Here is a 25,144-nt window from a genome sequence, read left to right as displayed (position 1 = left end):
ATTTGCGGTTTTACAGGCGGTGCAGGACAATAAGAGGACCGTCTAGTAAGGCAGGGACCTACCCTTGCCGCGTAAGGAACTCGTGAACTCCTCTCGATCCGCCCGCGCATATAAGCGCTCCCTCGAGCCCAATGACAAGGGCAGCGCCGTGGGCATTTACCCACATGACATGCATCCGGGGCTGGTTCCCGGTATCAACGTCGAAGACCAGCGCAATAAATTTGGCCTGGATAAACCGCTGTTTTTCATCACCGCCATTCTCATCGTCGCCTTCATTATTTGGGGCGTCCTCATGCCAGATAGCGTGGCCAGCGCTTCATCCTCCGCCTTCGGCCGGGCTATTACCAACGCTGGCTGGCTGCTCAATATCACCATGATGCTGGCCATTGTCACCATGGCCTATATCGGCTGCTCCCGGTTGGGTCGCATCAAGCTCGGCACCGATGACGAGGAGCCCGAGTTCAGCTACTTCAGCTGGGTAGCCATGATGTTCGGTGCCGGCATCGGCGTGGGCATCTTCTTCTATGGCCCGTCCGAACCGCTATCGCACTACCTCACCCCGCCGCCGCACACGGTAGACGGCAATACCGTCGAGGCCCTGCACCAAGCCATGGCCCAGGCCCACTACCACTGGGGCATATCCCCATGGGCGGCCTACGCGCTGGTCGGCGCGGCGATTGCTTACTCTTCCTACCGCCGCGGGCGCGTGCCTTTGGTCTCTTCCATCTTCAAGCCGCTTTTCGGCTCCCGCGATACGGATGGGCCGGTGGGCAAGCTTATCGACGTCCTCGCGCTCATCGCCACCCTCTTCGGCACCGCCGCAACCTTGGGCCTATCTGCCATCCAGATCGGTGAGGGCGTCAGCATCATCCGTGGTGCTGGCCCTATGACTAATACCGCGCTTATCGTCATTATTGCGGTTCTCGGCTGCGCGTTTATCATCTCTGCGGTCTCCGGCGTGGCGCGCGGCGTGCGCTACCTTTCCAATATCAATATCTCGCTGACCCTAGGGTTAGTGCTCTTCGTCTTCCTCGTTGGCCCCACCCTGCTCTTGCTGAACCTCATCCCGGCCGGCATTGTCACCTACATCGATCAGCTTCTGCCAATGATGGCCAAGGGTTTGTCCTGGGGCGATGAGACCATCGAATTCCAGTCCTACTGGACCGCCTTCTACTGGGCCTGGTGGATTGCATGGACCCCGTTCGTGGGACTTTTCGTAGCCCGCATTTCCCGCGGGCGCACCATCCGGGAGTTCACAGCCGTGACCGTCTTCGCGCCTACCATCATTCTTATTTTCGCCTTTACCATCTTTGGCGGCACGGCGATTTCCTTCAACCGCGAAGGCAGCGCCGGCTTCGACGGCGAATCCTCCAACGAACAAGTGCTCTTCGCCATGTTCCAAGACCTACCCTTGGGCACCATCACACCGTATATCCTGCTTGTGGTGTTGGCCGTTTTCTTCGTTACTTCCGCGGATTCCGCTTCCGTGGTGATGGGAACGATGTCCTCCAAAGGCGATCCCACCCCAAATAAGCTCGTCGTAGTCTTTTGGGGCCTGTGCATGATGGGCATCGCCGCCGTCATGCTGCTGACCGGCGGCGAAGACGTGCTAACCGGCCTGCAAAACCTCACCATCCTCGCCGCCCTCCCCTTCTGCCTAGTGCTTTTGGCCATGATGGTGGCCTTCATCCGTGACCTGCGCTCGGACCCGATGTTTATCCGTCGCACCTACGCCCGCACGGCAATGGACAATGCGATCATGCGCGGCATCGAAGAGCATGGCGATGACTTCGAATTTACTGTTCAACACGCAGAAGGTGACCGCGGTGCCGGCCACGACTTTGACTCCTCTGCCGAGCGCTATACCGAGTGGTACCAGCGCACCGATGAGGAAGGCGAGAACGTCGACTATGATTTCGGTACCGGAGTCTGGTCCGACGGCTACGATCCCAAACACGATAAGAACCACCCCGACTTTGAGGGTGAAAAGAAGGAGAAGTAATGGGCATCCCAGACGACGTTGTCCTCGATGGTTATACCCTCATCGAGCAACACGCAATCGACCACGAGTTCCTGCTGCGCGGCTCTCCGCTGGGCACCGAGACTCCCCTGTTGTTTGCGCTGACCATCGCCGGCCTTGTGCTCGTTGCGGCCAGCTTCTTCCTCCGTGGAGGCAGCCGCGTCGCCGCCGGCCTGGTGGGTGCCATCCTCACGCTAACCAAGCTCTGGTGGATGCCCTTCGCGCTATGGCAGCACTTCGACGACAGCCAAGTATTCGGCTACACGCTCAAGTACTTCCCGCAGTACTGGCCGGTGGCGTCCCTTATCGTCGGCGTCATCGCGCTGGTTGGACTGGCCTCCGCCATTTTCCGCCGGCCCTAGCCACGCCTAACCGCCGAGCACCGCAATCGCGATGTGCACCCGGTTGGTGCCATCGATCTTGGCCAGGATGTGCTTCATGTGCGTTTTAACCGTGGTCAACGAGATGAATAGCTGCTCGGCAATCTCGGCGTTGCTCAGTCCTTGGGCCACCAGCTGGGCAATTTCATTTTCGCGCTCGCTAAGCTCGGCCAGCCCGCTGGGCTGAATCATCTCTTGTTCCGGCTGCGGCGGCGTGTCCGCCAGCCCCACCAGGTTCTCTAGTACCTTCGGGCTGAGCTGTTGCTGGCCTTGGGCCGCTGCTCTTACCGACGCCACCAGCGCCTCCGGCGCCGTCGTCTTCAACAAGAAGCCCACCGCCCCAGCGCGCAGGGCGTGCAGGATGAACTCGTCGGTATCAAAGGCGGTGAGCATCACCACCGGGATATCACGCGCGCCGGCGAGCGAATGCAGCTGCGCTGTCGCCTCGATGCCGTCCATGACCGGCATGCGAATATCCATCAGCACCACATCCGGCTCCTCGGCCAGGATGAGCTCCACTCCCTCCTTGCCGTTTCCGGCCTCGCCGATGACACTGATACCCGGCGCGCCTTCCAAGATCATGCGCAGGCCGTGGCGCAGCAGCGGCTCATCATCGACGAGAACTACACGAATCTCACTCACTGTACTTCCTTCCTGGGCAGGCGCAGCGTCCACGAGAAGCTTTCTTCCTCGTCCTTTACCTGCAACGATCCGCCCACCACACTAGCGCGCTCGCGCATGCCGACGATCCCATACCCGCCACTGTTCCCACTCCCCTTTTCCTTGGCCTGGGCGATGGGGTTGGACATGGTGATAGACAGGGCGTCGGCAAGCGCGGCGATGGTGATGGTGACCGGCTCGCCCGGCGCGTGCTTGCGGGCGTTGGTCAAGCCCTCCTGGACCGCGCGGTTGAGCGCGTGGCCGGCCATGGTGCTCAGCTCCTCCAGCGATTGCGGCCCCGCGCCCGCCTGGTAGCGCACCTCCACGTCCATGCCCGCCCGGCGGGAACGCTCCACCAGCGATTCCACGCCTTCGCGCGGATCTTTGCGCCCCTCACTGCGCAGCGAGTGCAGCGCCTCGCGCAGATCCCCCACGGCGGCCTCAGCTTCATCGCGAATCGTACGCGCGGATTTCCGCGTCTCTTCCGGATCTAGATCCTTGCGGTAGGCCAACCCGCCCGCGTAGACCGCAATCATGCTCAGCCGATGCGAGAGCGTATCGTGCATATCCCGCGCAATCCGGTCGCGTTCCTCCTGCCGCGCAAAATTCTCCCGAGTGGCCATTTCCTCATGTGTGAGCTCCGCCTGCGCCTGCAGCGCAATCGTGCGCTCTTTTTGGTTCGAGCGAACCAACCCGACGACTAAAACCACTACTGCTGGGAGGATGATGGCAATGAAAAATCCCAGCTTCCCGGGAGCATCAAGCCCTTCGCTTCGAGATAAATCGACAGTGACCAACTCCGAGGCCACCATGGCCGCACATACCGTCGCCATCCACAACCGGCTGCGGCGCGAGGCCGCCGAAAACGCCGCCATCATTACCGAAGGCCGGTACTCAGCAATCGACACCGTCGCCGAAATAATGGTTGCGGCTACCAACGCGCTGAGCGGTCCGGCCTGCGCGCTGCGCGGGTCACGCTCCCGGGCGGCATGGCGCAAAGCGAAAGGCAGCAGCATCCAGGTGCCGACCATCACCGCGGCTGTAACAAGCATGCGATTTACTGAGGCATCAGTATCCGCTAGTCGCATCAACGTGACCAGCACATCGCCGACGACAACGCTTACTGCGATGAGAATTTTCTGCCACAGCGGGCGCTTAAGCATCTCGTCGGATTTTCGGAACAACTTCATAACGCGCACCAGTCTAAGCCGACCCGCCGCCAGCGCGGTATCCCCCGCAGGGAGGATTCTCTGCGCCCTAGCCGCGCGCCTTCAAGGCCACACGGCCCGCCGTATTCCACTTCGTTCTGACCATGGCCTCAAGCTTAAGCCACCGGCCATAGTCCCTAGGGATGAATTATTTTTGCACCCCGGCCGCATCGCGCATGGCCTTCGTCTGCGCGGACGGATGCTCATTTTCGGTGGCTAGGCGCTCAAACGCCACGGCAGCCAGCGCCGCGGACTGCATTCCCAACACGGAGTCATCAAAACGCATCATCGGCGAGTGGTTCCACTCGCGCTGATTTTCGGGTTTTTCCGGATTAGCCGTACCCATCCACATGAACGTGCCCGGCACCTGCGCGAGGACATAGCCGAAGTCTTCGGAGGCCATCATCGGGGCATCGAAGGGCTGGACGTTCTCCGCGCCGAACATCTGGCCCCACAAAGTGGCGGCGAATTGATTTTCCCGTGGATTCGTCTTGGTGGTCGGGTACAAAACCTCGAAATCCACCTGTGCGGTGCACCGGTGCGAAGCAGCGACGGAGCTGGAGACCTCCGTAATCATCTGCCGCACGGCGTCGATCTTCTCATCGCGCAGCACGCGCACCGTAGCGCCCAAGGCCGCACGCTCCGGGATGGCGTTATACGCGCCGTCTCCCGCCCACAGGTTGGTCACGGTAATAACGATGGGCTCGAGCGCATCGAAGCGGCGAGTCAGTGCGGTCTGCAAAGACATCTGAATCTCCGCCAGCGCCGCCACCGGGTCGATGGCATCGTGTGGGCGAGAGCCATGCCCGCCCTTGCCCAGCACAGTAATGGTCAGGTTGGACGAGCTAGCCATCATCGGGCCTGGCACGTAGTGGAAGGTGCCGCGGTCCTGCGGGCCAACGTGGAGGCCGTAGGCGGCAATGGGGCGTCGGCCAGCGGCGTCGAGGACGCCCTCCTCAATCATGGGCAGCGCGCCACCCGGGCCTTCCTCGCCGGGCTGGAACATAAAGGTGACATCGCCGTGCAGCTCCTCGCGGTGCTCGCACAGAATCCGCGCTGCGCCCACCAGTCCGGCGGTGTGCAAGTCATGGCCGCAGGCGTGCATATAGTCATTCGTCGAGGCAAACGGGCTGCCGGTCTGCTCGCGCACCTCCAAGGCGTCCATGTCCGCACGCAAAAGCACCGACACCGGCCGCTCGCCGCGCTGACCGCCGCGCAGCACGGCCACCACCGAGCTCAGATCCTGGCCCACGTGGATCTCCAGCGGTAGGCCCTCGAGTGCTTCCAGGACCTTCTTCTGCGTGCGCGGCAAATCCAAGCCGATTTCCGGATTGCGGTGCAGGTCGCGGCGGAAGTTCTGCAGCTCCTCGAGCATCTCCTCGCCCATTTCCTGGAAGACCTCGGTGGCCATGCGCTCGCCAATGCGCGCCCGAGTCACCGGCAGGGGCGGCAGCTGCTGAGCCTGGCGCGGCGCGGCCAGACGTCCGGGGGTGGTGGGGCGAATCCGCTTGGTCGGGTCAGTCATGGGGGCTCCTTTTCTCGCTTTCGCATTCGAGGGTACCGCAGGTTATCCACAGGCCGCCGAGCGGGTTCGGGGTTGGTGTGACAGGTGGGGCGAGTTATCCACAGGCTGGCGTGGGTGGGCTACCACGGTCTTGCGGGGTGGCTTAGGCTCACCGGCATGACCCGCTTGCAGGACTACGCCCGCCAACTTGCCTCGCCGATGGAGCTTCTCGGCGAGGTCTCTGGCGCGCGCGAGGCCGACCTGCGCCGCCTGGGCCTGCCCCGGCAAGAGGCCCGTAGCCTGCTTGCGCTTGCCGACGTCTACTTTGGCCCCACTCCCTTCACCCGCCGGCAGCGCTCGTGCCGGGCGACCAAGCATTGCTTGGCGACGCTGAAGATCATTGAAAAGTACGTCTCCCGCACCAAATCCAAGCGGGATGCGTGGGCGCTGCGCGCTGAATTATGCGCGACCAACCAGGACGTGGAGCGGCTCGCGCGCACGCGGTTGAGAGAGCTCTATCCGCCGCGACAGCCAGAAAAGGGCGTACGGATGACGCGGCGCAAGGGCGGCCCGTCGACGCTTTCGATTACCGGCGATTCCGATTTCATCGCTGACCTGCACGCCAGCATCAATGAGGAAAAGCCGCTTGATTCCGTAGAGAATATCTTCTTCCGCGGCGGGGCTACGGCGCGGCCTACTGCCACGACGAATATCGTCATCCTGCTCGATGAATTGGATGAAATCTTAAGCGGTGGAGGCGAGGAAATCACGCTGCGGCTGACTAATGGAGCCGAAATCAGCGGCGCCCAGCTGGTAGAAAAGCGCTTGGCCGAATGCGGGCTCGTCACCCTCGTGCATCCTTATGAGGGAGCGGTAAACCTGTATCGCACCTCGCGGCATGCCTCCGATAAGCAGCGGCTCATGGCGGGCGCAGAAAACCCCACCTGCCCGTGGGCCGAGTGCAACTATCCGGCGGATAAATGCCAGATCCACCACCTGCAGGCGTGGAAGCACGGCGGCGAGACCAACATGGCAAATCTCAGCGTGGCGTGCCCGTATCACAACGGCGTCAACGACGACGATCCGCACGCGCCGCCGGTGCGCGGCCGGCTAGAGCGCCGGCAGGGCCGAATAGTCTGGGTCCCGCCCTGGGCCGATTCAACCTAGCTACTCGCCTAAAGCACCAGCCCTACCGTATATCCCAGCCGCGTAAACCGACCTCAGAAAACCGACCGGACGGGCTGGGCGGACCGGACGGGCTGGGCGCGGCGTGGGCGCTCAAGTCCGCCGCAAAAGACTACCGCTGGACTCGACCTCGCAACCAAGGCGCGGCTGCGAGGTGGGTTCGGCGTGCTTGGGTGGGTTAATCATCGGCGTCGGTAGACAGCGCGGCCACGAAGGCCTCCTGCGGCACCGAGACGGAGCCCAGCGTCTTCATGCGCTTCTTACCGGCCTTCTGCTTCTCCAGCAGCTTGCGCTTACGGGAGATATCGCCGCCGTAACACTTGGCCAGCACGTCCTTGCGCATAGCGCGGATGTTTTCGCGGGCGATGATCTTCGAGCCGATGGCCGCCTGGACAGGTACCTCGAACTGCTGGCGCGGGATGAGCTCCTTGAGCTTCTTGGTCATCTTATTGCCGTACCACTGGGCGGAATCGCGGTGGACGATGGCGGAGAAGGCATCGACGGGGTCACCGTTGAGCAAAATGTCGACCTTTACCAAGTCCGCGAGCTGCTCGCCGGCCTCTTCATAGTTCAGCGAAGCGTAGCCCTTGGTGCGGGACTTGAGCATATCGAAGAAGTCGAAGATGATTTCGCCGAGCGGCATGGTGTAGCGCAGCTCCACGCGGTCCTCGGAAAGGTAGTCCATGCCGCCCATCTGGCCGCGCTTGGACTGGCACAGCTCCATGGTGGGGCCAACGAATTGCTCGGGCACGATGACGGTCATCTTCACCACGGGCTCATAGACCTCGTTAAGCTTTCCTTCCGGCCAGTCAGACGGGTTATGGACCCACTTTTCCTCGCCGTCTTCAGCCACCACTCGGTAGGTCACCGAAGGCGCGGTGGAAATCAGGTCGAGGCCAAACTCACGCTCCAAGCGGTCGCGGGTGATTTCCATGTGCAAAAGTCCCAAGAAGCCGCAGCGGAAACCAAAGCCGAGGGCGACGGAGGTTTCGGGCTCGAAGGTTAAGGAGGCGTCGTTAAGCTGCAGCTTTTCCAGGGCATCGCGCAGGTCCGGGAAATCGGCCTGGGAGATGGGGAAAAGGCCGGAGTAGACCATCGGGTCCGGGTCCTTGTAGCCCTTGAGCGGGGTGTCGGCACCACCGTGGGACCAGGTGACGGTATCGCCCACCTTGGTCTCGCGGACGTCCTTTACGCCGGTAATGAGGTAGCCCACCTCGCCCGGGCCCAAACCCTCGCACTTTTGCATTGTGGGCGAGACGATGCCGATTTCCAACAGCTCGTGGTTGGCGTTGGTTGACATCATGGTGACCTTCTGGCGTGGGGTGAGCTTGCCATCCACCATGCGGATATAGGTCACCACGCCGCGATAGGTGTCGTAGACGGAGTCAAAAATCATGGCGCGGGCCGGCGCATCGGCGTCGAATTCAGAAGACGGCGGCGGAACCAGCTCGCAGACCTTATCCAGCAGCTCGACGACGCCCTCGCCGGTCTTGCCCGACACGCGCAGCACCTCTTCCGGCTCGCAGCCGATGATATTGGCGATCTCCAGCGCGTATTTTTCCGGGTCAGCGGCCGGCAGGTCGATTTTATTGAGGACCGGGATGATTTCCAGGTCGTTTTCCATCGCCAGGTAGAGGTTGGCAAGGGTTTGGGCTTCGATGCCCTGGGCGGCGTCGACAAGCAGGATGGCGCCTTCACACGCCTCGAGCGCGCGGGAGACCTCGTAGGTAAAGTCCACGTGGCCGGGGGTGTCGATCATCTGTAGGACGATCTGCTCCCCCTGCGCGGTGCCGGACTGGGGCACCCAGGGCAGGCGCACGTTCTGCGCCTTAATGGTAATGCCGCGCTCGCGCTCGATGTCCATATTATCGAGGAACTGATCACGCATATCGCGCTCCGCAACCACCTTGGATAGCTGCAGGATGCGGTCCGCCAGCGTCGACTTGCCGTGGTCGATGTGAGCAATAATGCAGAAGTTTCGGATTCGGGCGGGATCCGTAAACGTCGTGGCCGCAAAGTTTTCAGACATACGTCTACAATAGTCGACATGAAAAGCGGCATGCTCACCCGTCTGCGCCAAGCGCTGGGAATCAGCGAGCGCGAGCCAATAGACACCGGCCTGAGCCGCATTAATTCCCGGTTGGGGCTGGATAGGTCGGATGAGTTCCACGAGCCGCGCAAGGCCGCCGATATCCAGGTAGAGGCCACTGCCTCCCACCCCCGGTCCATATTTTTCACCCCCGATATGGACGGCCAGGCTGATTCCGGCGAGGTGGTCTGGGTGTGGGTGCCGGCCGAAGGCAAGCAGGCGCCACCGCGCGAGCGCGCCATTTTGGTCGTCGGCCGCACCCGCACCACGGTGTTGGGTTTGCTTATCTCCCCCAACCCAAAGCACGCGCTTGACGACGCCTGGCTGGAAATCGGCTCCGGCGAGTGGGACGAGTCCGGCTGCGATTGCTGGGTGCGCCTCGACCGTCTGCTCGAGGTGTCCGAGGAGCAGGTGCGCCGGCAAGGCACGCTTTTTCCGGAACGCAGGTTCGAACGAATCGCGAATAGGTTGCGAGCGCGCTATCACTGGGCCTAGCCGCCGCGCGGCCGGCGGATAGGGAGCCATCGGACTGGGAGCAAGCAGCCTGGGAGACGACGGCCGCAGGGAGGGTTTTGGCAGGTCGGGTTCTGTACTGCTATTGTGTGTTGGTTACTTACTTGCCGGGCGCGCTGGTCGGGGCGGGCAGGACCTTGGGTTCGCTCTTCGAATACCAGCGCCGAGCGCCAGTGATTGCTGGCCGCGGGAGTAGTCCGAGTAGGTCGGTTTCTATGTCAATCACTTTCGATTACTAAGAGGTATTTTTCATGGCAAATATCAAGTCCAAGCAGAAGCGCGTTATCACCAACGAGAAGGCACGCCGCCGCAATAAGGGCGTTCGCTCCGCCGTCCGCACCGAGATCCGCAAGTTCCGCGAGACCGTTGCCGCTGGCGATAAGGCTGCTGCTGAGAAGCAGCTGCGCGTGGCATCCCGTGCCCTGGACAAGTCCGTGTCCAAGGGTGTCTTCCACCGCAACACCGCAGCCAACAAGAAGTCCGGCATGGCTTCCGCGTTCAACAAGATGGACTAAGAGCCATTGCACAGATCATCCCCCGGTCGCACTCTACGGAGCGCGCCGGGGGATTTTCTTGGCCCACTTTAGGCCGCGGAACCGGCAGGCAAGGCCGAGCGGGACTTAAGCGGGGTGCTTAGGCCAGTTCGTCGTTGAAATAGTCTTCGAAGATGGCGCCGGCGTTGCGGAAGGCGTCGGCAAGCGAAGTGCCGCCGCGGGTTTCCACGAAGGTCTCGAAGGCGGTCAGGAACTGGATGTAGATGATGTTGACGGTCGGCGTGAGCCGAGGATCGGAGGACTTCCAGCCCTCGCGGGCCTGCACAGCCTGGCGGACGCGCTGAATGATGCGGCCATTGCGCTGGCAGTACAGGGCACGCAGTTTCGTGTCCTTAGCCAGCGCCTGGGCCGTAAGCTGAGAAATTTCGGGAAAGAACTCATCGCCTACGGCACGGTTAAACTCGGCCATGGCTATGATTTCGGAATCTTCGCGCAGGCTTCCGGTAGGCAAGCCAGCGGCGAAGTTTTGGAATTGGTTCTCCACTTCCTCCGACATTTCGGGGCCTAAAACTGCCGATTCTTTGTCTTTTATGTAATTAAAAAGCGTACGGCGGGAAACGCCCACTTTGTGGGCGAGCTCCTCCATGGTGAACCCGTCATAACCATTCTCGATAACGAGGTTGAGCGCAGCGACTCGGATTTTTGATATACGCGGCATGAATGCCCCTTTCTGTCCCGAGGCTCTACAAGCTTCAGTATCTTTTCTTTCTCCCAGAGAAATTGTGAGGAAATTCTATTTTGTCTACAAACTAAGGGATTTTGAGGCGATTTTATTACCTTATATTCGGTCAGGAAAACCGCCATGCGCGCCATGGAAATTCCCCGCCGGTGCGTCTGCACATTTTCGCCCGTCATGGCACTATTTGGGAAAACTGTGACGTTAGACAACCAAAGGCGCTAAGCCCGCCCGGCCGCGCACCCGATTTATCCGATCGCGCGTTCGAAAGCCCGATGGTGCTCGCGTCCGGTAGGGCGGCTAAGATGAGTCAACGATGAAAAACGTTAAGCCACTGGTCAAATGGGCGGGCGGGAAGCGCCAGCTCTTGCCGCATATCCACGCCGCCCTGCCGGCGGATGCCCCGCGGCGTTTTTATGAACCCTTCATCGGTGGCGGCGCGGTGCTTTTCTCTCTCGAGCCGGCCAGAGCACGGGTCAACGATCTCAATGGTGAACTCATCAACCTCTATGAGGTGGTGCGCGACGGCGTCGATGAGCTCATTGCCGAGCTCGCGGGCTATCCCAATGAGGCAGAGTTTTTCTATGCGCTGCGCGCAGTGGACCGGGATGCCCAGCGGTTTGCCGCCCTCTCCCCTGTTGAGCGCGCCGCGCGGACGTTGTATCTCAACCGCACCTGCTATAACGGCCTGTATCGCGTGAACGCGGCGGGGCAATTCAACGCGCCGTTTGGGCGTTATAAGAATCCCACCATCTGCGATGAAGGCACGCTGCGCGCGGTCCACCGGTATTTTGCGGATAATGATGTGGCCTTCTCGCAGGGCGATTTCGCCGCGGCGGTGGCAGAGGCACGCGAAGGAGACTTTGTGTACTTCGACCCTCCCTATGACCCGGTGAACGTAACGAGCTCGTTTACCGGCTACCAAAAGGGCGGCTTTGACAGAGCGGAGCAAGAGCGGCTCAAAGAGGTCTGCGATGACTTGGATAGGCGCGGGGTGAAGTTCCTCTTGTCGAATTCAGCTACCGATTTCATCCGGGAGCTGTACGCGGACTATGAAGTAGGCATCGTGGGGGCGACGCGGGCGATTAACTCCGTTGGCTCGAAGCGGGGCAAGGTCGACGAAGTCCTGGTACGCAATTACGAGGTGCGCGGTGACTAGCGGGTCGCAGGCGCAGGAGTTGCGGGAGCAGGAGTTGCGGGCACGCTTTGGCGTGCCGGAGTCAATGAAGCTCGGCGTCAATGACTGGGGCTGGCTGCGCATCCTGGCGGCGGGATACGACGCGGAGCTGGAGCGGCGCGGGTACTTCTATATCAGCGCGCGGGAGCTAGAACGGCTCTCGGGCCGGCAGCCACGGCTGATGGCCAAGCATGATTTCTCTGCCTCGCGGCCGTGGATTTTTCAGCGTCTCCGCCTGGGAATCGTGCCGGTCAGCCGGAGCGAATACCTGGTGGGACGATTCAACCTGTACGAACGATTTCCAGAAACGCAGCGCGGCGAGGTGCGCACGCTAGAGCTGCCGGCGGGGCTCGACACCCTCTCGTTGGAGGCAGTGAGCTCGGAGGCGGTGGCGTTAAATGGGGCGTCGGCAAGCGGGATGCTGGAGGACTTCCTCGGGTGCGCGCCGTTGCAGGCCACGGTGGCGGGGCGCATGTCCACGCACGGGCTTAAGGTGCGGCTGCCGGACTTGGGCGTGGATGTGGCGGTGGACCGCGCGCAGATGGAAATCGACGGCGGCTTTGAATCGCTCGAGCACCTAGTGCTGGTGGAGGCGAAGAACCACCTGTCGGAGGATTTCAATATCCGGCAGCTGTATTTTCCGTATCGGCGTTTCCAGCAGCGCCTGGCCAAGGATGTGGTGCCGGTTTACCTGGTGTATTCCAATGGTATTTTCCACCTGTACCGCTATGAGTTTCGGGACCCGGCGGATTTTCGCAGCATTGCGCTGGTCGATAGCGCCCGCTACGCGCTGTCCTCCTCGCACTTGGATGCGCAGGCGGCCCTCGACATCGTGCGGGCGGTAGCGCCCGAACCCGAACCGGCCGTGCCCTTCCCGCAGGCCAATAGCTTTGAGCGGGTGGTCAACCTGCTTGAGCTCATAGCGCTGCAGCCGTTAAGCAAGGCGGAGATTACCCAGCGCTATGATTTCGACCCGCGGCAGGCGGATTACTATGCCAACGCCGCGCGATACCTGGGCCTAGCGGAGCCGGTGGAGGACACGTGGGAGCCGACGGAGCGCGGGCGAAGGGTTATTGAGCAGCCGCAGCGCGACGCCCGGAATGGGGCGCTCATACGGGCGCTGGCGGCGCGGCGGGTTTTCCGCGAGGTGCTTGAGCTCAGCCTGGCCCGCGGCGCGGTGGCTAGCACCGCGGAGATTTGTGCGGCCATGGATGGGCTGGGGCTCAGCTTGGCGACGTCCCGGCGGCGCGCCTCCACCGTCGCTCGTTGGACCCAGTGGGTGCTGGACACGGTGGCCGAGGGCACGCCGCGCCTATTTTAAGCCAGCAGGTTCTGCCCGCCGGAGATGATGAGAACAATGCCGGCGATGACGAAGAAGAGGCCCGAGCCGATGTCGATCCACGGGCCGGCGGCGATGAGCTTGCGGCGCACGGCATTGGTGGAAATTACCGTGGCGACGACGAGGAAGAAGAGGAAGGCCGACAGCGAAAGCGAGAGGGTCAGCGCAATCGCCAGCCAGACGGGTGGGCTGGCCGGGAGCAGCGGGGCGATCATCGCGGCGAGGAAGAGCACGATTTTTGGGTTGGACATATTGGTGGCCAGGCCGACCTTGAAGGCGGTGCGCAGGCGGCCGAGCTGGGCGGCGGCATCTTCTAGGTCAACGGGCGGATTGGCGCGCTGGGCGATGCCGCTGCGCAACGCGCGGGTTCCCATAAACACCAAAAAGCAGCCTCCGATGGCCTGGACCGCGCCGAGGATTTCCGGGAAGGCGGTCAGCAGCGCGGCGGCGCCAAAGACGGTGGCGGCGCTCCAAAAGAGCACGCCGATCTGGATGCCGGCGGCCGCGGCAATGGCGTGGCGGCGCGAGCGGGTGGCGTAGCGGGTCACCAAAATGATGTCCGGTCCCGGCGAGGCGACGCCCACCAGGTTCATCAGCAAGAGGGTGAAGAAGGATGTCCAGGTCACTCCCCCGCCTCGCTTTCGAGCCGCGGGAGAAGGTCGTCGCGGCCAAACATGCGGGCGGAATCCAGCGCGGAGGGATGGCCGGCGGTGGGGTCGGCGTGGGCGGAAAGGAGGGCGTCGATAACCGCGTCTTCCTTCTTGAAGATGGCACCGGCCAGCGGGGACTGGCCGCGGTCATTGAGCAGGTTGACGTCCGCGCCGGCGCGGGCAAGTGCGGAAACCAGCTCGGCGTGGCCGTGATAGGCGGCGAGCATAATAAAGGACTGGCCTTCATGGTTGACGAGGTCGATATTCACGCCGTGGTCGATATAGGCGAGGAGGTCCAAGTTGCCCTCGCGCGCCATGTCAAAGAGTCGACCGGCGAATTCTTGCACTTGCGTCTCAGACATAGTTTCTAGCTTATCGCGCCAGTTCCGCGACGCGTTTGACGGCCGCCTCTATGGCGAATTCGGGCTCGCCTCCTTGTCCTTTGACGGCGGCATCCAGCTCGGAGACGAGGATGACGGCCTTGGTAACATTATCGGCGGACCAGCGGCGGGCGACCGGCTGGGTCATCTTGACCACGTAGGGTGCTAGGCCGGTTTGGCTCGCCAGTGAGTACTGGTCCCCGCGCGCGGAGTAAAGGCGGGCGACGGCGCCAACCTTATTGGCCAGCGCCGCGGCAATCGCCACGGGGCTCGCGCCAAGCTGGAGAGCGCGACGGCAGGTGGATACGGCGGCTTCGACGCGGCCGGCGACGGCGGCGTCGGCAATGTCCCAATTGGCGACCTCGGCCACGCCGACGTAGTAGTTTTGCACCGCCTCGCGGGTGACATTGCCGCCGGTATCGGAGACCAACTGGGAGATGGCTGAGGCCAGCTCGCGCAGATCAGAGCCCACGCCCTCGAGCACGGCGTGGATAACGTCCGGGGTCGGACGCACGCCGTGACTGGAAAATTCGCGGGTGGCCCACTGACCCAGCTCATTGGGGTAAAGCGAAAAGACCTCGTGGACCTCGGCAATCTTGCGCAGCTTGGCCACAAGCTCGGGCTGTTTCTTCTTTTTCTTCAGCGTCTTGGCCGTCACGGAGTAGATAATGACCATGGTCATGCCCGGCGCGGGATTGGCGCAGGCGCGCAGAAGGATATCGACTACTTCTTTGCCGGCGCGCTCGCAGTCGCTGATGACGATGACGCGGTTATCGCCAAAGAGCGACGGGCTGGTGGCCTCGAGGATCTCGCCCTCAGAGACCTCAGAAGCTTTGAGCTTGGTCAGCTCGGGCCGGGTACCGGTAGATCCGCTCTCCTCGGCCGCGGCGCGCTGGATCTGCAGGCGGGCACGTTCGGTGAGGAATTCATCGTCGCCGAGGATGAGGTGTACTGGAGGCATGCCCGCCATTCTAGCCTGCGGCCAGGCCGAGCCAGGCGATGCCCGCCAGCGTCAGCGCCAAGGTGAGCCACGGGCGGTGATAGAGGAGGCCGGCGATGATCCAGGCGTAGGCAAGCAGCGTAAAAAGCGGGTTGGCGGGGATGGTGACCACGGACAGGTGGGCCACGCCGTGGGCGATGGTATTAATCCACCACGAGAAGGGCTCAATGAGGCACAGCAAGCCGGCGCCCAGCACGTCCAGCGGGCCGAGCTGGGCGAAGATGGCGGCGATAAGCCCCACGATGGTAATCGGCACGGTGGCGGGCTCGACGAGGATATTGGCCAGCACGGAGACGACGGAGACTTCGCCGGACATGAGTGCCACCAGCGGGAGGGTGACGATATCGGCGGCGATGGCCACCGCGACCGCGCGCAGGAAGATGGCGGGCCAGCCGGTCACGGCCAAGTGCTTGTAGATGAGCGGGCTCAGCGCCACGATGCCGAGCGTCGCCGCGCAGGATAGGGCAAAACCAAAGTGCACGGCGAGGTCGGAATCCACAAAGAGCAGCGCGATGATGCCGAGACTGAGCGCATGGATGGGCTCCATGCGCGTGGAATTGAGCACGGCGAGCAGCCCCACTACCCCAGCGACGGCCGCGCGCTGGACGGAGGGCTCGAAGCCCACAAGCAGAACATAGGTGGCAAGGGCGCACAGGGAGGCGGCCACGCGGACGCGGGGCCCGAGCGCGAAGGCGGCGCAGACCACGGCCGCGGCGGAGCAGACGATGGCCACATTGGCGCCAGATACAGCGCTTAAGTGTGAGAGCCCGGTGGCGATATACAGGTCGCGCTCGGCGGTATCTTGCAGCGCGGTATCGCCGAGTACCATGCCAGGAATCAGGCCCTGGCTGGAGGGCCCGACGGTATCGAGGACCAACGCGCGGAAGTTCTCGGCCACGCCGGCCGCCCAACCGGCCAGGCCTTCGGGCTCGGCGGTTACCTGCACGTCGGTGGCATTGGCACTGAGCTTTCCGACGCCCGCCCTATCCGACTCCCCCACCTTCACCCTCGCCGTAATTTCGGCACCCGCGGCAACCGGGACCGGATCCGGGCTAAAGACGGGCAGCTGCGTGGGGTATCCCGGAACCTTGATCCGCAGTAACCAGCCACCGGTACTGGTATGCGTCGGTGCGGTAACGAGTCGCCCGGTGACTTCGGTGCCGAGATCGAAGGCGGCGGCGCGGGCCTGGCGTACCGCGGCAACGAGCGCCGCAGCAGAGGCGACCGCCCCGCAAAAGAGCGCCTGGCCCCACTGGCGGGCAACCAGGCACAGCGAAACGACGACTGCGATGAGTGCGATGGCCCATCCGCAGCCGGCGAGTAGCACGGCGATGACGGCCAGCCAGGCGGTGGCCGCGCCGGGGACGAGCCGCAGTTCTCGCATCGCACGCTCGAGCTCGGGTTAAAGCTGGACCTGGTCTTTAAGCTGCGCCAGCTTCGCCGGCCCGATGCCAGAGACCTCGAGGAGCTCTTCTACGTTCTTGAAACCACCGTGCTCTTCGCGGTAGGCCACGATGGCTTGCGCGGTCACCTCGCCGACCCCCTTGAGTTCGGTGAGCTCCTCGGCGGTGGCGCTATTGAGGCTCACGCCGCTGCCGCTAGGGCCACCGCCGGGGCCGCTGGAGTTGTCGCCGGCTGGGGCGGGCTCGCCGGGTGCGGGAGGTGGTGCGGCGCCGGAGGGCAGGATGTGGAGCTGTTGGCCGTCGGAAAGCCGCTGGGCATGGTTGAGAGCCAGGGTCTCGGCGCCTGGCAGCGGCTGGGCGGCGTCGAGGGCATCGGCCACGCGCGCGCCGGGCTCGAGCGTTTTCAGTCCAGGCTCAGCCACCTCGCCGATGACCGAAACGATGATTTCACTGGGTTCGTCGCTCGGGGCCACGCCTGGGCTCATAGCCGCAGGCTCGGGCATGCCGGAGGATTCTTCGGAGCGCGCATTGATGCCGAGCCAGACCACCACGCCGATAACGAGAATGACCGCCACGGCGCAGGCCTGCCAGGGGCTGATGCGCAGTCGCGGGCGCGGGTAATCGACGGCGAGGAGTTCTTCCTCGCCGGTGGGTTGGGTAAATTCGCGGAGTCGTTCGCTGATCTTGGGTGCCGCCATGGCGCTGAGGCTAAGCGCGGGCGCAAACAAGTGGTAGGTCGAGCGAAGGTGGGCTGTGGATAACTTGTTGTGGGCGTCAACTAACCCGGCGCGATGGGTCTAGTTATCCACAGATCGGCGCGGCGGGAAGGCGCGAGGTCGACCACGTGTGTGAGAATGCACAGGTTCCGCGGGCGACTCGGAGCTAAACACGGCGGAGACGCCGATGGCGGAGGGGCCGGCGTGGACAGAGAGGACGTCGTTAAGCGGAGTGCAAATAAAGGACGAACCCTGCGGCAGCGCCGCTGCAAGGAGCGCCTCCAACTTGGCGGCCGCGTCCTCGGCCTGGTTGTGCTGGATGGCGACAAAGGCCGGCTCACCGTCCGCGCGGGAGGCGATGAGGTCCACCAGCTTGGTAAAAGCCTTGGTCTGGGTGCGGGTCTTGCCCACCAGCTCCAGCTTGCCACCGGTAATCGACATAATCGGCTTGGTAGCCAACAGCGCCGTAGACAACACAGCCGTGGCCGGGGAAAGGCGGCCAGAGCGGCGCAGGTCCTCCGTGGAATGCAGGTAAACCCAGGTAGCCGCGCGTGTGAGGGTATCGATGGCCGCGGCGTAGCACTCGTCCAAGCTGGCGCCGCGAGAGGCGAGCTTAGCCGCGGACATGGCGGCCGCCCCCATGGCCATGCCGGCCGAGCCGGAATCAATGACCCGAACCGTGTGCGGGAAGACGCCGGAGGCCGATACCGCGGCGGAATAGGTGGAAGATAGCTCTTTGGACAGGTGAATGGCTATCACGCCATCATCCTGGGCGCGCTCCATTTCACGGCCGTAGGCGGCAGCCAGCTCCAGCGCGCTCAAACCCGAGGTGGAGCGCTCCAGGCCATCTTTGCCGTGGCTTTCCATGAGGTGGAGGTCAATGACCGTGATGGATAGCTGCTCCGCCAGCTCTGGCGGCAGGCCCGCGGAGGAATCCGTAATGACGCGAACCGTCACTAGATATCCGCCCCGCCGTCCCCGGTGACCTCGCCGCCCATATTCCAGCCGTCGAAATACCACTGGGCGCTGCCCACATTATCTGGGGTGAATTCCAGCGAAGACAGCGGCGTGTCCGGGTTGAAATCCGGGCGGGCCGTCAGCTGTGACCAGTGGGTATTTTTCAATCCGGAAAGGATTCCGTACTGCGCATGGTCAAGGCCCAGCAGGTGGCAGGTCAGCGCCGAGATAGCGCCGCCATGGGCCACGATAAGGACGGGGCCTTGGTCCCAGCCAGCGAAGTCTGCCATGAGCTCATCGACGACAGGCCGGGCACGCTCGGCCACGTCCACGCGGGACTCGCCCTGCGGCGGGGCCCAAGTGGGGTCGTGGCGCCAGATGGCGCGCGCGCCGGGGAACTCGGCATCTACTTCGGCGGAGGTTCTGCCCTGCCACTGGCCTAGGTGCGTCTCGCGCAGGCGGGCATCCGTGGTGAAATCCATGCCGAGGGCATCGGCGACCACGCGCGCAGTTTCGCGCGCGCGGAGGAGATCGGAGGCGACGATTTTAGACACGCCCTGATCCTGCAGCAGGCGCGCGGCGGCGCGGGCCTGCTCATAGCCCAGCTCAGACAGCTCGGTGTCCAAGTGGCCCTGCATGCGGCCGGTGGCGTTATAGGTAGTTTGTCCGTGGCGGATCAGGATCAGGCGGCGGCTCATGCGGGTTTAAAGCTCCTCGTCCTCACCAGGGACCTTATCGGCCAGTGGGAGCTCGTCGATGGAATCAACTTCGCGCGGGTTGACGCCATTGGTCCATTCGCCCGGGCGCTCTGGGGCCTCGATGCCCTCGATCTCCAGTGCTGGGCAATCGTGGTACAGGCGGTCCAAGCCGTAGAACTCGCGCTGGTCATTGCGCTGAACGTGGACGACGATATTGCCATAGTCCAGCAGCACCCAACGGTTCTCGCGGTTGCCCTCACGGCGCTGCGGCTCGAAGCCTTGCTTAGTCATTTCGTCTTCGACTTCATCCACGATGGAGCCGACCTGACGCTCGTTGTCTGCAGAAGCGAGTACGAAGACCTCGGTGATAGCGAGGACATCGGAGACATCAATGGCCGCGATATTGGTGGCCAGCTTTTCTTGCGCGGCGTGGGCCGCGGTTTCTGCCATGCGGCGGGCGAGATCAGAAGTAGACAATGTGTAAAAATTCCCTTTTCGCGTCTGAGTATATTCGGTATGAACTATCTCTATTGAGAGTCTATTCTTGCACGTTTAGCAGGCCCGTGCCCAAAATCTGGAGAAGGCCGCGGAAGTTTCTACAGGGGCTTATCTGGGTTAGGCCCATAGAGATTGTTCTTGGTGATGTACTGCACCACCCCATCCGGAACGAGGTACCACACGGGCTGCCCCTGCCCGGCGCGTTCGCGGCACGCCGTGGAGGAAATCGCCATGGCGGGAATGTCGATGAGATCGATAGCCTCTTGCGCATCGGCAGGTAGCATATCGGCGCTTAATTCATAGCCGGGGCGGGTCACGCCCACAAAGTGCGCCATCTCCAGCATCTCTTCCCAGTTATGCCAGCTCATGATGGAGGCCAGCGAATCGGCACCGGTAATGAAATAAAACTCCGCATCTGGGAAGAGTTCACGCAGGTCGCGCAACGTATCGATGGTGTAGGTGGGCCCCTCGCGGTCAATGTCTACGCGCGAGACGGTAAAGCGCGGGTTGGAGGCCGTGGCCACCATCGTCATCAAGTAGCGGTGCTCGGCCGCAGTGACGTCGCGGTGGGACTTTTGCCACGGCTGGCCGGTGGGAACAAAGACGACGGTATCGAGGGCAAAGCGGTGGGCGGCCTCGCTGGCCGCTACCAAGTGGCCATTGTGAATGGGATCAAAGGTCCCACCCATGATGCCGATGCGCTGTGGGCTAGTCATGGGTGGTGATTATAGCCGCACCACTAGGGGCGGGTCTGTCCGGTACCCTGCAGGATCCACTTAGAAGAGGTGAGCTCCGGCAGCGCCATTGGGCCGCGGGCGTGCAGCTTCTGGGTGGAAATGCCGATTTCGGCGCCCATGCCATAGACCTCGCCATCGGTGAAGGCGGTAGAGGCGTTGAGCATGACCGCGGCGGCATCTACCTCGTTGCCGAACTTCACTAGGACGTCGGCATCCTGCGCGGCGATGGCCTCGGTGTGGCCAGTCGTGAACTCGGCGATGTGGGCAATGGCACCGTCGACGCCGTCGACCACCTTGGCGCAGATATCCATGGACAGCGATTCCTCGCGCCAGTCCTCATCGGTGGCCTGCACGGCATCCTTGACGCCGAAGGCCTCGAGCTCGGCGACGTCGCCGTGGATGGTCACGCCGGCATCCTGCAGCGCGGTGATAATGCGGAGCTTGGCGGAGTCGTCCAAGGCGGCGTCGATAAGCACGCACTCCGTGGAGTTGCACACGGAGGTGCGGCGGGTCTTGCCGTTGATGACCATGTCGATGGCCTTGTCCAAGTCCGCAGAGGCGTCCACGTAGAAGTGGCAGTTGCCGGTGCCGGTCTCAATGGCCGGGACGGTGGCGCCGGTAACAACGGCCTCAATAAGCTTGGCGCCACCGCGCGGAATGACCAGGTCCACCAGGCCGCGAGCGGTGATGAGGTCCTGGACGGAATCGTGGGTCTCGCACGGCAGAAGTTGCACGGCCTCGCGCGGAAGGTCAAACTCGGCGAGGGTATCCTGCAAGATTTCTACCAGCTTGGCATTGGAGTTGCGGGCGGATTTGGAACCGCGCAGCAGCGGCACGTTGCCGGACTTAATGGCCAAGCCGAAGGCGTCCACGGTGACGTTCGGGCGGGCCTCATAGACCATGCCCATCACGCCGAGCGGGACGCGCACCTGCTTCATCTGAATGCCGTTGTCCATGGTGCGGCCCTGCAGGATCTCCCCTACTGGGTCCTGCAGGCCGGCTACCTGGCGCAGGCCACCGGCAATGCCTTCGACGCGCGCGGCGTCGAGGGACAGGCGGTCAATAAGAGACTCGGACATGCCGCGTTCGCGGCCGGCGTCGATATCCTGCTTATTGGCGGCGAGAATATCTTCGGTGTGGGCAATGAGGTTTTCGGCTGCGCGCTGCAAGATCTCATTCTTGCGCGGCGTGGACAGCTGCGCCACGACGGGCGCGACTTCCTTGGCAGCACGGGCTTTGGACAGAACTTCTTCGCGTTCAGTGTTGCTCATGCCATACCAGCTTAACGAAAGGCCACGTGCATTTCAGCCGGTTGGGCAGCAAGCACCCGCACGGTGGCCTACTTATTAGCCGAGCTCGCGGCGGCGCTAATCGGATGCACGGCGGCGGCGCTTCTCGTCCTTCCGCTCGAACATGAGGTATTCCTCCTCAAAATAGCTCAGATTATAAACGTGGCGGGCTCCGGCCGAGCATACAAAACAGATGATCGGGATAACCCAGAAATAGGTCCAGTGGAAGAAGAAATAGCCGAGCACAACGGAAAGAATGGTGGCTGCCCAGGCAGCATAATCGACCGTCTTTACTTTCTTCCGGCGCTCCCTCATATCCGCAACCTCAGCCGCGGTCGGGTTGAGCTGGCCATCGTCAGCGCGGTTACCGGGGCTATCCATCAGTAGCCAGCTTCAATATCTACTTCCGTGGGGATTGCCTCACCTGCGGCAAAGCGCTCCATGGCCTGTACTGTATGCGAGCCAATGCGCCGGCGCACCGAATATGGTGGGTTGGCCAGGTGCGGAGTGATGACTACGTTGGGCATGTCCCACAGCGGGTGTCCATCAGGCAAGGGCTCGGGGTCGGTGACATCTAGGCCGGCGCCGGCGATCTGGCCGGAGCGAAGAGCGTCAACAAGGGCCTCAGTGTCCACAAGCGGACCGCGGCCGACATTAATTACCACTGCATGGTCGGGCATGGCACGGAAGGCAGCAGCATCGAAAAGCTGGTGTGTCTGCTCCGTGAGCGGCGCAAGTGCCACGAAATAGTCGGCGGCCGGCCACACGCGCTCAATATCGGTGGTGGCGAAGGTTTCATCGGCGCCTTCCACTGGGGTACCGGAGCGATTGACCGCAATGATGCGCGGGCCAAAGCCTTCCAGCATGTGAATTAGCCGCTTTCCGATGCCCCCAGCACCCACCACCGCAACCGTCTTATCTTCAAAAAGGAAGCTGGTGTGCGCCTCCACCTCATCGCGGTTATTCCAGCTCGTCCCCACGCGCTTATGCGCATGCAATTGGGCGAGCAGGAGCGCAATAGTGGATTCGGCCACGGTGGCGTCATATAGCCCTGCGGCATTGGACCAGCGGGCGGTGGTATCACGCATGACGCCGAGCAGATGGTCCACCCCGGCAAAAGGAACCTGCACCAAGCCCACGTTCGGCGGCAGGGGCTGCGGGAAATCATCTGGACCGCCGTTGAAGATGAGCACCTCGGCCTCCTCCAGCGGGGCACGCTCGTGGCCGGCTGCATCGAGGGCCTGCAGGGTTTCCTCCCACGGGGTGGGCAACATCGCGTACTTCATTAGTAGCCAGCCTCCGCATCGACGCGGGTGGGCATGGCCTCTCCCCTCTCCCACGCGGCGGCATTGGCGTTGAAGATAGCGCCCAGGTGGTACTGCGCCACGTGTGCGGAGGCAGCCATGTGCGGGGTCATGGTGCAATTGGGCAGGTCATAGAGCGGGTGACCATCAGGCAGCGGCTCGGGATCCATAACTTCCAGCCCGGCGCCGGCGATCTCACCATCGCGCAGGGCCGCCACGAGATCCTCGGTTACCACGGTGCTGCCACGGCCGACGTTGATGAAGATGGCGGAGGGTTTCATGGCGCGGAACGTGGCGGCATTGATAAGCGCCTCCGTGTCTTTGGTCGCCGGGAGGATGCAGAAGATAAAATCCGCTTCGCCCCACACGTGGTCGGCCTGCTCCATGGGCACGACCTCATCGGCGCCTTCCACCGCGCGACCAGAGCGATTGACGGCAGTAATGTGCACGCCAAAGGGCTTGAGGAGTTTAATGAGCTGCTTGCCGATACCCCCAGCGCCAAAGATCGCCACCTTCTTCGGCCCTTGCTGGTCATAGAGCCACGCCTGGGACTCGTCCAGCTCCTTGGCCACCGACCAGGTAGCGGCTTGGGCGAAGGCCTTGTGGTGGTGCGCCTGGGAAAGGGCCAACCCGAGTGCGGACTCGGCCACTGGCTGGGCAAAGGCACCGGCGGAGTTGCACCACGGCACGCCGTCTGGGGTAATGACGCCGGCATCGATGAGCTGGTTGACGCCGGTATAACAATGCTGCACCCAGCCAATATTCTCCGGCATCTCGGGGATGCGGCGCGGGTTCGGAGCATTATTGATATAGACCTCGGCCTCTTCAATGCTGCTTACGCGTTGGTGCCCGGCAGCCTCGATGTCTTCTACCATCGGCTGCCAGGTTTCCGGTCCCATGAAATACTTCATGCCCCAACCATACGGGGAATCTTCGCCCTCGGTTTAGATGCGGGAGGCGAAGTTTGAGAGGTAATCCGCGTGGACGACGGAACGGCGCTGTTCCTCGGGCAGGTCTTCCATCTTCTTGCCCTTAATGACGTGGAGCTCCTCGGAGTCAAAGCGGACTTCGCCGCGGCCGATGACCTCACCATTCGGGCCCAGGATATCGATGATTTCTCCCTTATTGAACTCGCCCTGCACGTCGGTAATGCCGACAGCGAGCAGCGAGGTGCCGCCCTTGGTGACGGCCTCCTTGGCGCCCTCGTCGAGGCGGACGGCTCCGCCAGTATCGGCGCAGTAGAGTGCCCAGAACTTCCAGGCGGACAGCTGGCGTTCCTCGCGGGTGTGGAAGACGGTGCCCACGGAGGCGTCGGCAAGCGCGGGGCCGATATTATCCGTGGAGGTCAGCAGCACTGGAATGCCGCCGCGGGTAGCCAGGCGGGCCGCGGAAACCTTGGTGGCCATGCCGCCGGTGCCAACCTTCCCGCCATCACCAGCCACAACGCCCTTCAAGTCCTTGCCGGTGCGCACCTCATCGATGAACTTGGCATCCGGCTCGGCGGGGTTCTTGTCATATAGGCCATCCACATCGGAGAAGAGGAAGAGCGCGTCCGCGCCTACCAGGTTGGCCACCAGCGCGGAAAGGCGATCGTTATCACCAAAGTGCATTTCCGACGTCGCCACCGCATCGTTCTCGTTCACGATGGGGATGGTGCGCAGCTGGCGCAGGCGATCAATGGTGCGCTGCGCGTTGCGGGCGCGGTCGCGGTGCCCCGTATCGGAGGCGGTGAGGAGGACCTGGCCGATGGTGCGCTTATAGCGCGCAAAGGACTGGCCCCACACAGAGGCCAAGTGTACCTGGCCGACGGACGCGGAGGCCTGCTTAGTAGCCAAATCGGTGGGGCGCTGGTGCAGGCCGAGCGGGCCCATACCTGCGGCAACCGCACCGGAAGAGACAATGATGACATCGGAGCGGCCCATGCGCGCATGGACGGCATCGACGATGTGATCAATCTTTTCCTGGGAAACGCGAAAATTCTCGTCTGTTAGAGAAGAGGAACCAATCTTGACCACCACGCGCTTTGCCTGCGCGATGTCGCGGCGGAGATCCGATTCAAAACCGGACGCCACCGGATTTTCATCGAGCGGTTCCGGGAAAGGGGTATCAGCGGTAGGTCCGTCAAAAGGCTCTACCGGAAGTGGAAGGATGGGCTCTTTCTGTTCATCAGAAGACATGCCAACCGAGTTTACAAAGCCCACCCTCCA

26 protein-coding genes are annotated in these 25,144 nt (G+C 62.8%); 7 read left to right on the top strand and 19 right to left on the bottom strand.

Annotation, left to right across the window (positions count from 1 at the left end; all coding sequences use genetic code 11):
- Positions 1-169 precede the first annotated feature (169 nt).
- Positions 170-2,002 carry a BCCT family transporter gene (locus QP971_RS03915; RefSeq protein WP_284810956.1) on the top strand — a complete coding sequence of 611 codons (1,833 nt, stop codon included), beginning with the start codon at positions 170-172 and terminating at the stop codon, positions 2,000-2,002.
- Positions 2,002-2,382 (top strand): hypothetical protein, encoded by a 381-nt coding sequence (locus tag QP971_RS03910; protein WP_284810911.1) that lies wholly within the window; start codon positions 2,002-2,004, stop codon positions 2,380-2,382. Before QP971_RS03915 ends, QP971_RS03910 begins: the two co-directional genes overlap by 1 nt.
- Before the next feature lie 6 nt (positions 2,383-2,388).
- Here the strand turns inward: QP971_RS03910 and QP971_RS03905 are convergent, their stop codons facing one another.
- The 3 genes from QP971_RS03905 to QP971_RS03895 all read right to left on the bottom strand — a co-directional run bounded on the left by QP971_RS03905 (position 2,389) and on the right by QP971_RS03895 (position 5,793).
- Complete coding sequence (locus tag QP971_RS03905) at positions 2,389-3,042, bottom strand: response regulator (protein WP_284810910.1); 654 nt, start codon at positions 3,040-3,042, stop codon at positions 2,389-2,391.
- The gene (locus tag QP971_RS03900) at positions 3,039-4,250 is read right to left on the bottom strand and encodes a sensor histidine kinase (RefSeq protein WP_284810909.1); all 1,212 of its coding nucleotides are present in this window, start codon (positions 4,248-4,250) and stop codon (positions 3,039-3,041) included. The genes QP971_RS03905 and QP971_RS03900 overlap by 4 nt, the downstream gene beginning before the upstream one ends.
- 166 nt (positions 4,251-4,416) lie before the next feature.
- Positions 4,417-5,793, bottom strand: coding sequence for a M20 metallopeptidase family protein (locus tag QP971_RS03895; RefSeq protein ID WP_269953588.1), 1,377 nt, complete (start codon positions 5,791-5,793; stop codon positions 4,417-4,419).
- Positions 5,794-5,949: 156 nt separating this feature from the next.
- On the opposite strand from QP971_RS03895, the gene QP971_RS03890 reads away from it, so the two are divergent.
- Complete coding sequence (locus QP971_RS03890) at positions 5,950-6,939, top strand: HNH endonuclease signature motif containing protein (RefSeq protein WP_284810908.1); 990 nt, start codon at positions 5,950-5,952, stop codon at positions 6,937-6,939.
- 196 nt (positions 6,940-7,135) lie between these two features.
- On the opposite strand, the gene lepA is transcribed toward QP971_RS03890, so the two are convergent.
- Complete coding sequence (lepA, locus tag QP971_RS03885; RefSeq protein WP_284810907.1) at positions 7,136-8,986, bottom strand: translation elongation factor 4; 1,851 nt, start codon at positions 8,984-8,986, stop codon at positions 7,136-7,138.
- Between the two features lie 18 nt (positions 8,987-9,004).
- Between lepA and QP971_RS03880 the strand changes: the two genes are divergently transcribed.
- Positions 9,005-9,541, top strand: a complete 537-nt coding sequence (locus QP971_RS03880) for a type II toxin-antitoxin system PemK/MazF family toxin (protein ID WP_049378502.1) — start codon at positions 9,005-9,007, stop codon at positions 9,539-9,541.
- A 269-nt stretch (positions 9,542-9,810) separates the two neighbouring features.
- Positions 9,811-10,074 carry a 30S ribosomal protein S20 gene (gene rpsT / locus QP971_RS03875; RefSeq protein ID WP_049378501.1) on the top strand — a complete coding sequence of 88 codons (264 nt, stop codon included), beginning with the start codon at positions 9,811-9,813 and terminating at the stop codon, positions 10,072-10,074.
- Positions 10,075-10,192: 118 nt separating this feature from the next.
- Here rpsT and QP971_RS03870 read toward each other — a convergent pair whose 3' ends face one another.
- A complete protein-coding gene (locus tag QP971_RS03870; RefSeq protein WP_284791421.1) occupies positions 10,193-10,771 on the bottom strand; it encodes a TetR/AcrR family transcriptional regulator in 579 nt (192 codons plus the stop codon).
- Positions 10,772-11,105: 334 nt separating this feature from the next.
- On the opposite strand from QP971_RS03870, the gene QP971_RS03865 reads away from it, so the two are divergent.
- Both QP971_RS03865 and QP971_RS03860 read left to right on the top strand, forming a co-directional pair.
- Positions 11,106-11,948, top strand: coding sequence for a DNA adenine methylase (locus QP971_RS03865; RefSeq protein ID WP_284810906.1), 843 nt, complete (start codon positions 11,106-11,108; stop codon positions 11,946-11,948).
- A complete protein-coding gene (locus tag QP971_RS03860) occupies positions 11,941-13,287 on the top strand; it encodes a type II restriction enzyme (protein WP_284810905.1) in 1,347 nt (448 codons plus the stop codon). Before QP971_RS03865 ends, QP971_RS03860 begins: the two co-directional genes overlap by 8 nt.
- Here the strand turns inward: QP971_RS03860 and QP971_RS03855 are convergent.
- The 14 genes from QP971_RS03855 to proB all read right to left on the bottom strand — a co-directional run bounded on the left by QP971_RS03855 (position 13,284) and on the right by proB (position 25,114).
- On the bottom strand, positions 13,284-13,931 hold the full coding sequence (locus QP971_RS03855; RefSeq protein ID WP_049377196.1) for a LysE family translocator: 648 nt from the start codon (positions 13,929-13,931) through the stop codon (positions 13,284-13,286). The genes QP971_RS03860 and QP971_RS03855 overlap by 4 nt on opposite strands.
- Positions 13,928-14,317, bottom strand: a complete 390-nt coding sequence (locus QP971_RS03850; RefSeq protein ID WP_284787465.1) for an ankyrin repeat domain-containing protein — start codon at positions 14,315-14,317, stop codon at positions 13,928-13,930. The genes QP971_RS03855 and QP971_RS03850 overlap by 4 nt, the downstream gene beginning before the upstream one ends.
- Positions 14,318-14,327: 10 nt before the next feature.
- Positions 14,328-15,305 carry a DNA polymerase III subunit delta gene (holA, locus tag QP971_RS03845; protein WP_284810904.1) on the bottom strand — a complete coding sequence of 326 codons (978 nt, stop codon included), beginning with the start codon at positions 15,303-15,305 and terminating at the stop codon, positions 14,328-14,330.
- 1 nt (position 15,306) lies between these two features.
- Positions 15,307-16,719, bottom strand: coding sequence for a ComEC/Rec2 family competence protein (locus QP971_RS03840; RefSeq protein WP_284810903.1), 1,413 nt, complete (start codon positions 16,717-16,719; stop codon positions 15,307-15,309).
- Between the two features lie 18 nt (positions 16,720-16,737).
- Entirely contained in the window at positions 16,738-17,436 is a 699-nt protein-coding gene (locus QP971_RS03835) for a ComEA family DNA-binding protein (RefSeq protein ID WP_284787456.1), read from the bottom strand.
- Positions 17,437-17,535: 99 nt separating this feature from the next.
- A complete protein-coding gene (locus QP971_RS03830; protein ID WP_284810902.1) occupies positions 17,536-18,411 on the bottom strand; it encodes a DegV family protein in 876 nt (291 codons plus the stop codon).
- Entirely contained in the window at positions 18,411-19,109 is a 699-nt protein-coding gene (locus QP971_RS03825) for a histidine phosphatase family protein (protein WP_284787452.1), read from the bottom strand. The genes QP971_RS03830 and QP971_RS03825 overlap by 1 nt, the downstream gene beginning before the upstream one ends.
- Positions 19,110-19,115: 6 nt before the next feature.
- Positions 19,116-19,559 (bottom strand): ribosome silencing factor, encoded by a 444-nt coding sequence (gene rsfS / locus QP971_RS03820; RefSeq protein ID WP_179387589.1) that lies wholly within the window; start codon positions 19,557-19,559, stop codon positions 19,116-19,118.
- A gap of 146 nt (positions 19,560-19,705) precedes the next feature.
- Positions 19,706-20,323: a nicotinate-nucleotide adenylyltransferase gene (gene nadD / locus QP971_RS03815; RefSeq protein ID WP_284787450.1), complete on the bottom strand. Its 618-nt coding sequence runs from the start codon at positions 20,321-20,323 to the stop codon at positions 19,706-19,708.
- Positions 20,324-20,346: 23 nt separating this feature from the next.
- On the bottom strand, positions 20,347-21,615 hold the full coding sequence (locus tag QP971_RS03810; protein ID WP_284787448.1) for a glutamate-5-semialdehyde dehydrogenase: 1,269 nt from the start codon (positions 21,613-21,615) through the stop codon (positions 20,347-20,349).
- A 96-nt stretch (positions 21,616-21,711) separates the two neighbouring features.
- A complete protein-coding gene (locus tag QP971_RS03805) occupies positions 21,712-22,014 on the bottom strand; it encodes a hypothetical protein (RefSeq protein ID WP_269953601.1) in 303 nt (100 codons plus the stop codon).
- Positions 22,014-22,919, bottom strand: coding sequence for a D-isomer specific 2-hydroxyacid dehydrogenase family protein (locus QP971_RS03800; RefSeq protein ID WP_284810901.1), 906 nt, complete (start codon positions 22,917-22,919; stop codon positions 22,014-22,016). The genes QP971_RS03805 and QP971_RS03800 overlap by 1 nt, the downstream gene beginning before the upstream one ends.
- Complete coding sequence (locus tag QP971_RS03795) at positions 22,919-23,848, bottom strand: D-isomer specific 2-hydroxyacid dehydrogenase family protein (RefSeq protein WP_284787444.1); 930 nt, start codon at positions 23,846-23,848, stop codon at positions 22,919-22,921. The genes QP971_RS03800 and QP971_RS03795 overlap by 1 nt, the downstream gene beginning before the upstream one ends.
- Before the next feature lie 33 nt (positions 23,849-23,881).
- Positions 23,882-25,114: a glutamate 5-kinase gene (proB, locus tag QP971_RS03790; protein WP_284810900.1), complete on the bottom strand. Its 1,233-nt coding sequence runs from the start codon at positions 25,112-25,114 to the stop codon at positions 23,882-23,884.
- Positions 25,115-25,144 lie beyond the last annotated feature (30 nt).

The organism is Corynebacterium marquesiae, from assembly GCF_030229635.1.
Classification (GTDB): Bacteria; Actinomycetota; Actinomycetes; order Mycobacteriales; family Mycobacteriaceae; genus Corynebacterium; species Corynebacterium marquesiae.
Note: the sequence above shows the minus strand (reverse complement) of the source record. Positions and strands in the feature narration are given on the sequence as shown.

Bases quoted from the DNA above. Each gene is read 5' to 3' on its own strand.
- QP971_RS03915 (WP_284810956.1), top strand. From the start codon at position 170: ATGCATCCGGGGCTGGTTCCCGGTATCAACGTCGAAGACCAGCGCAAT.
- QP971_RS03910 (WP_284810911.1), top strand. From the start codon at position 2,002: ATGGGCATCCCAGACGACGTTGTCCTCGATGGTTATACCCTCATCGAG.
- QP971_RS03900 (WP_284810909.1), bottom strand. From the start codon at position 4,250: ATGAAGTTGTTCCGAAAATCCGACGAGATGCTTAAGCGCCCGCTGTGG.
- QP971_RS03895 (WP_269953588.1), bottom strand. From the start codon at position 5,793: ATGACTGACCCGACCAAGCGGATTCGCCCCACCACCCCCGGACGTCTG.
- QP971_RS03890 (WP_284810908.1), top strand. From the start codon at position 5,950: ATGACCCGCTTGCAGGACTACGCCCGCCAACTTGCCTCGCCGATGGAG.
- lepA (WP_284810907.1), bottom strand. From the start codon at position 8,986: ATGTCTGAAAACTTTGCGGCCACGACGTTTACGGATCCCGCCCGAATC.
- QP971_RS03880 (WP_049378502.1), top strand. From the start codon at position 9,005: ATGAAAAGCGGCATGCTCACCCGTCTGCGCCAAGCGCTGGGAATCAGC.
- rpsT (WP_049378501.1), top strand. From the start codon at position 9,811: ATGGCAAATATCAAGTCCAAGCAGAAGCGCGTTATCACCAACGAGAAG.
- QP971_RS03870 (WP_284791421.1), bottom strand. From the start codon at position 10,771: ATGCCGCGTATATCAAAAATCCGAGTCGCTGCGCTCAACCTCGTTATC.
- QP971_RS03865 (WP_284810906.1), top strand. From the start codon at position 11,106: ATGAAAAACGTTAAGCCACTGGTCAAATGGGCGGGCGGGAAGCGCCAG.
- QP971_RS03850 (WP_284787465.1), bottom strand. From the start codon at position 14,317: ATGTCTGAGACGCAAGTGCAAGAATTCGCCGGTCGACTCTTTGACATG.
- holA (WP_284810904.1), bottom strand. From the start codon at position 15,305: ATGGCGGGCATGCCTCCAGTACACCTCATCCTCGGCGACGATGAATTC.
- QP971_RS03840 (WP_284810903.1), bottom strand. From the start codon at position 16,719: ATGCGAGAACTGCGGCTCGTCCCCGGCGCGGCCACCGCCTGGCTGGCC.
- QP971_RS03835 (WP_284787456.1), bottom strand. From the start codon at position 17,436: ATGGCGGCACCCAAGATCAGCGAACGACTCCGCGAATTTACCCAACCC.
- QP971_RS03825 (WP_284787452.1), bottom strand. From the start codon at position 19,109: ATGAGCCGCCGCCTGATCCTGATCCGCCACGGACAAACTACCTATAAC.
- rsfS (WP_179387589.1), bottom strand. From the start codon at position 19,559: ATGGCAGAAACCGCGGCCCACGCCGCGCAAGAAAAGCTGGCCACCAAT.
- nadD (WP_284787450.1), bottom strand. From the start codon at position 20,323: ATGACTAGCCCACAGCGCATCGGCATCATGGGTGGGACCTTTGATCCC.
- QP971_RS03810 (WP_284787448.1), bottom strand. From the start codon at position 21,615: ATGAGCAACACTGAACGCGAAGAAGTTCTGTCCAAAGCCCGTGCTGCC.
- QP971_RS03805 (WP_269953601.1), bottom strand. From the start codon at position 22,014: ATGGATAGCCCCGGTAACCGCGCTGACGATGGCCAGCTCAACCCGACC.
- QP971_RS03800 (WP_284810901.1), bottom strand. From the start codon at position 22,919: ATGAAGTACGCGATGTTGCCCACCCCGTGGGAGGAAACCCTGCAGGCC.
- QP971_RS03795 (WP_284787444.1), bottom strand. From the start codon at position 23,848: ATGAAGTATTTCATGGGACCGGAAACCTGGCAGCCGATGGTAGAAGAC.
- proB (WP_284810900.1), bottom strand. From the start codon at position 25,114: ATGTCTTCTGATGAACAGAAAGAGCCCATCCTTCCACTTCCGGTAGAG.